Below are 5,255 nucleotides of genomic sequence, written 5' to 3'. Positions count from 1 at the left end.
TGGGGAGAAGAGACAGAGGCTTTCCCGGGAAAGCCCCTCGCGGCTGAAGCCGCTCCTACAGAGAGGGGCATGCAGCAGTGCGCAGGTGGCCCCTCAGCGCGCGTCGTCGAACGCGAGCACCATGCCTGGCTTGAGTACGCTGTCCTGGCGCAGGCCGTTGCTGGAGAGCAGCGTCTTGACGGTGACGCCATAGCGGCGCGCGATGGTCCAGGCTGATTCGCCCGAGCGCACGGTGTGGGTGCGACGCGAAGCGCGGCGGGATGTCGCCTTTGTCGTCTTGCCGGCAACCCGTGGCGCGGTTTCTTCGACGGTTGCGACGGTGGTTGCGTCGGTTTCAGGCGTCGTCGGTGTCGTGAGGGCTGACGACGTCGCCGCGCGTGCGTCGGTGCGCGGTGCCAACACGCTTCGGGAAGTTTCGTTGCGGTGGGTCGAGCCCAGCGCAGGGTTGAGCCTGCCGACCATCGCCGTCTGTAGCGAACGCTGGTTCGCCCAGCCCTGCAGGCTGGTTCCCGCGGGCAAGGTGTGTTCGTCGAGGATCGGAACCTGGCGGTCCAGGCCGGCCATCAGGCTGCCCTGGTTCTGGGCGTGGTCGAGTACGCAGGCCAGCGCATGCACCTTCTCGACGTAGGCATAGCTGGTCTTGGCCAGGCCGGGGAGTGCATCCGGTCGGGCGTTCTGGGTGTTCATTCCAGCGCTGCGCATCGCCTGCAGGACGCGGTACTCGCCGGCGTTGTAGGCCATCATCGCCAGGCGCCAGTCGCCGCCGAACATGCCGTAGAGCGTCTTCAGATAGCGCACCGCGGCCGTGGTCGAGTCCACCGCCGACAGGCGGCCGTCGTAGCGCTTGGTGACCGCGACCTTGTGGTTGCGCGCGGTGGTGCCGATGAACTGCCACAGGCCGGCCGGGCCGGCCCCGCTGCGGGCGCCGGGCCGGTAGCCGCTTTCGATGAACGGGATCAGTGCGAACTCGGTCGGCAGGCCGGCGGCGCGCAGTTCGTCGACCACGTAGCCGAACAGTGGGAGTACGTCGCCGTCCTCGTCGGCCAGTTGCGACGGCGCCTTGGAGAAATGCTGTTCCCAGCGCGGGCTGCTGGCCTCGCTGTCGCAACCGGGATCGGCACGGCCAGCCAGGAAGTCGGCGAAGATCTGCCGCCCGTTGCGGGAAGTGGGCTCGCTCGCGGGCAGTGGGCTTTCAGGCGGCGTCTGGGCAGCAGCCGGTACCGGGTCTGTCGATGGTGTCGCCAGAGACGCCGGTGGATCGGTCTCCGCACTCACGCACTGGAAGGGCAACGCGGCCGGGAGTCCGGCCAGCACCGCCAGCAGCAGGCGCTTCATGCGCGGAAGTCGTCTTTCCAGCGCCGCAATTCGGCGAAGACTTCCACCTCGTCGCGGGGCGCGCGACCCAGACGATCGGCGACGGCATTGCGGATTTCCGCTGCCTGCGTACGCAGGAACGGATTGGTAGCCAGTTCACTCTCGAGCGAAATCGGCAGGGTAGGACGGGCTGCGTGACGCATGGCCTGGGCTTCCTGTTGACGGCGCTGCAAGGCAGCGTTGGACGGATCCACCTGCAACGCGAATCGCGCGTTCGACAGGGTGTACTCGTGGCCGCAGCAGACCTGTGTGGTACCAGGCAGCGCGGCAAGACGCTTCAACGAGGCGAGCATCTGTGGGGGCGTACCTTCGAACATGCGCCCACAGCCCAGGCTGAACAAGGTGTCGCCGCTGAACAATACCCCATCACCGACGTAGGCCACATGGGTGCGGGTGTGGCCTGGGACGGCGATCACCCTGAATACGCGACCAGCGACGTCCAGCACCTGTTCGTCGGTGACCGCCTGGTAGGGGAAGTCCAGGCGTTCATCGTGGGGGGCGAATACCGGTAGCGTCGGCCAGCGGGCAAGCAGCTCGCCGATGCCGCCGATGTGGTCGTCATGGTGGTGGGTGACGAGGATCGCGGCTGGCCGCAGGCCCTGCTCGGCGGCGTCCAGTACCGGCCGGGCCTGGCCGGGATCGACCACGATGGCGCTGCCGTCGTCGGCAGCCAACGCCCACACGTAGTTATCCTCGAATGCGGGCAGGGCGGTCAGTCGCATAGAATTGGACCATGCCTGCCGCTCCGATCCCCCGTCAAGCCGGCGTCTCATCCTGGTTTGAAACGGGGGCGGGACGCGCGTTGTTGCATCTGGAGCAGCCGGTGGCGATAGCCGCGCTGCGCTCGCGCCCGTCGCAGCCGTGGTTGTGGCTGTCGGCGATCCCGGCGGGCCTGCCGGAGCGCGGCGTGCTGCAGGGCCGTGGGTTGCGCTTGTTCCCGCAAGGGGCCGGTTTTGTCGGCGACCTGCGTTGCGGGTTGCCGTTGCCGATTCCCTCCGAAAGCCTGCATGCGATCGTGGTGCAGCATGCGGTGGTGGGCGATATCGACCGGTTCCTGGACGAGTGCGCACGCGTGCTGGCGCCGGGCGGCCGGTTATGGCTGTTCGCGCTCAATCCACTGAGTCCTTACCGGCTGCGCTGGCGGCGGCACATCGCCAGCACGCCGCAGCCGGAAAGCTGGCGGCGTTCGATCCAGCGCGCCGGCCTGTATTGCCCGGCCTCGCCCCGCTATCTGGGGCCTGCCTGGAACCCGGCGAGCGGAGGCGAAGGGCTGGCAGGGCGGGGGCCATGGCGAGCGGTATGCCTGTTCGAGGCCGAGAAACGTACGGGCTCGCCCAATGGCCTGATCCCGACCAAAGTCCGCTGGCAACGTCCGGTGGCGACGATCTGAATCACTCTGGAATCCGATGAAGTCAATTGAAATACACACCGACGGCTCCTGCCTGGGCAACCCCGGGCCGGGCGGCTGGGCGGCGCTGCTGCGTTACAACGGTCATGAAAAAGAACTCGGTGGCGGCGAGGCGAACAGCACCAACAACCGCATGGAGTTGATGGCGGCGATCGTGGCGCTGGAAACGCTGAGCGAACCATGCCAGATCGTGTTGCATACCGACTCGCAGTACGTGCGGCAGGGCATCACCGAATGGATGCCCAGCTGGTTGCGGCGGCAGTGGAAGACCGCCGGCGGTGCCCCGGTCAAGAATCGCGAGCTGTGGGAGCGTCTGCACGCTGCGACCCAGCGCCACACCATCGAATGGCGCTGGGTGAAGGGCCATAACGGCGATCCGGACAACGAGCGCGTCGATCAACTGGCACGCAACCAGGCGATCGCGGTGCGCAGCGCCACGCCGGCATAGGGAGGAAACCATGCGTCAGATCATTCTCGATACCGAAACCACCGGCCTGGAATGGCGCAAGGGCAACCGCGTCGTCGAAATCGGCTGCGTGGAGTACCTGGGGCGCCGTCCCACCGGACGCAATTTCCACCGCTATATCCGCCCGGACCGCGAGTTCGAACCCGGCGCGGCGGAAGTCACCGGACTGACCCTGGATTTCCTCGCCGACAAACCGCTGTTCGAGGAGATCGCCGAGGAATTCCTCGCCTACATCGATGGCGCCGAGCTGATCATCCACAACGCCTCGTTCGACCTGGGCTTCCTGGATTACGAGCTGTCGCGGCTCGCCGAGCCGCGCGGCAAGATCACCGATCGCTGCGCGGTGGTCGATACGCTGCTGATGGCGCGCGAGCAGTATCCCGGCCAGCGCAATTCGCTGGACGCGCTGTGCAAGCGCTTGGGCGTGGACAACTCGCATCGTCAGCTGCACGGCGCGCTGCTGGATGCGCAGATCCTTGGCGATGTGTATATCGCGCTGACTTCGGGTCAGGAGGAGATCGGGTTCGGCACGGAGGAGGATGCTTCGGGCGGCACCGGTGTGAACATGGCCGCGTTCGATCCGGCATTGCTGCTGCCGCGTCCGCGCGTGGTTGCGACGGGCTCGGAGCTTGAGGCGCACGAGGCGCGGTTGGAGCGGTTGCGCAAGAAGGCCGGACGGGCGTTGTGGGACGATCCGTTGGCGGTCGAGAACGCCGTTCAGGCCTGAGGTTTGTTGCGGGGGTTTTTGTAGGAGCGGCTTCAGCCGCGATGAGGCGTTCATGCAGATCCCTCTGCAAAAGCCCGCACATCCATGTGCGGGGATTTGAATAGGAAAGCCCCATCGCGGCTGAAGCCGCTCCTACAGAAGCGATCCGGGTATCAGTGACAACGCACCAGCACGGCGGTGACGTTGTCCGAGCCGCCGCCGTCCAGGGCGGAGGCGATCAATGCATCGACGCATTCCTGTGCGCTGCAGTCGAGATAGGCCAGGGTTTCGGCGATGCCGCGGTCGTCCACTTCCTCGGTGAGGCCGTCACTGCACAGCAGTAGTTGCATGCCCGGCTTCAGCTCGCCGGTCATCGTCGCCACATTCAGGTGCGCCGGATCGGTCACGCCCAGCGCCTGGGTGACGACGTTGCGATGCGGATGCGCGCGTGCCTGCTCGTTGGTCAGTGCGCCCTGGGCGACCAGTTCCTGCACGTAGCTGTGGTCCTGGCTGAGCTGGGCCAGGCGGCCGTCGCGCCACAGATAGGCGCGGCTGTCGCCGACCCAGGCGACCTCGAAACGGTTGCCGTGCACGCGCGCGGCGACCACGGTGGTGCCCATCGGCAGGCTGTCGTTGCGGCGGCGCGAGGTACGGATGATTTCCTCGTCGGCGATGCGCACCGCTTGCGCCAGCGACGTGCCGCTGCGGACCTCGCGCACGATGGTCTCGCGTGCCAGTGCGCTGGCGACTTCGCCGCAGGCGTGGCCGCCCATGCCGTCGGCGACCAGCCACAGCCCCAGCTCGATGTCACCGTAATAGGTGTCCTCGTTGAGGTCGCGGCGCAGGCCGACGTGGCTGAGGTGTCCGAATTCGAGCATGAGGATCTGCGCGGTGAGGTGTATGCGGGTGGAAAGCCATCATCGCGGCCGGCGTGACATCCGGCAACCGGCGTGGGGCTTGCGGGGGACGGCCGATTCATCGGAGGCGGGCGCCTGCGGTGCTTGTCGGGCGAGGCCAGGGCCCGTATCATGCACGGCCCCGGTACGCCGGGGTCACCGGGAAGGTGGCAGAGTGGTTGAATGTACCTGACTCGAAATCAGGCAGGCGTTTATAGCGCCTCGGGGGTTCGAATCCCCCCCTTCCCGCCAGATCGAAACAAAAGCCCGCGACTTGTCGCGGGCTTTTGCTTTTTGCGCTTGTGGGATTGATTGTGGGAGGGACTCTGGGTGGCCTCGGGCCATCAGTCCCCTTCCCTTATCCACATCCGACGCTGCCGACGAATGTCCAGCAGTGTAGACCTC

At 66.7% G+C, this 5,255-nt stretch carries 6 protein-coding genes and 1 tRNA gene; 4 read left to right on the top strand and 3 right to left on the bottom strand.

Features of this window, described 5'->3' with window-relative positions; all coding sequences use genetic code 11:
* Positions 1–93: 93 nt before the first annotated feature.
* A complete protein-coding gene (locus AC3WJE_RS20890; RefSeq protein WP_493732763.1) occupies positions 94–1,335 on the bottom strand; it encodes a lytic transglycosylase domain-containing protein in 1,242 nt (413 codons plus the stop codon).
* On the bottom strand, positions 1,332–2,096 hold the full coding sequence (gloB, locus tag AC3WJE_RS20885) for a hydroxyacylglutathione hydrolase (protein ID WP_493732762.1): 765 nt from the start codon (positions 2,094–2,096) through the stop codon (positions 1,332–1,334). Before gloB ends, AC3WJE_RS20890 begins: the two co-directional genes overlap by 4 nt.
* 11 nt (positions 2,097–2,107) lie before the next feature.
* Between gloB and AC3WJE_RS20880 the strand changes: the two genes are divergently transcribed.
* Genes AC3WJE_RS20880 through dnaQ form a run of 3 tightly spaced genes read left to right on the top strand, consistent with a single transcriptional unit; the run spans position 2,108 to position 3,975 of the window.
* Positions 2,108–2,764, top strand: a complete 657-nt coding sequence (locus AC3WJE_RS20880) for a class I SAM-dependent methyltransferase (protein WP_493732761.1) — start codon at positions 2,108–2,110, stop codon at positions 2,762–2,764.
* Positions 2,765–2,780: 16 nt separating this feature from the next.
* Positions 2,781–3,230, top strand: a complete 450-nt coding sequence (gene rnhA / locus AC3WJE_RS20875) for a ribonuclease HI (protein WP_493732760.1) — start codon at positions 2,781–2,783, stop codon at positions 3,228–3,230.
* 10 nt (positions 3,231–3,240) lie between these two features.
* Positions 3,241–3,975 carry a DNA polymerase III subunit epsilon gene (dnaQ, locus tag AC3WJE_RS20870; RefSeq protein ID WP_493732759.1) on the top strand — a complete coding sequence of 245 codons (735 nt, stop codon included), beginning with the start codon at positions 3,241–3,243 and terminating at the stop codon, positions 3,973–3,975.
* Positions 3,976–4,127: 152 nt separating this feature from the next.
* Here dnaQ and AC3WJE_RS20865 read toward each other — a convergent pair whose 3' ends face one another.
* Positions 4,128–4,832 (bottom strand): PP2C family protein-serine/threonine phosphatase, encoded by a 705-nt coding sequence (locus AC3WJE_RS20865; protein ID WP_493732758.1) that lies wholly within the window; start codon positions 4,830–4,832, stop codon positions 4,128–4,130.
* Positions 4,833–5,011: 179 nt separating this feature from the next.
* On the opposite strand from AC3WJE_RS20865, the gene AC3WJE_RS20860 reads away from it, so the two are divergent.
* Positions 5,012–5,102, top strand: a tRNA-Ser gene (locus AC3WJE_RS20860).
* The last annotated feature ends 153 nt before the right edge of the window (positions 5,103–5,255 follow it).

It is taken from the genome of Pseudomonas sp. GW821-FHT07E12 (assembly GCF_058986605.1).
The sequence above is the reverse complement of the archived record's forward strand: the minus strand, read 5'-3'. Positions and strand labels throughout refer to the sequence as shown.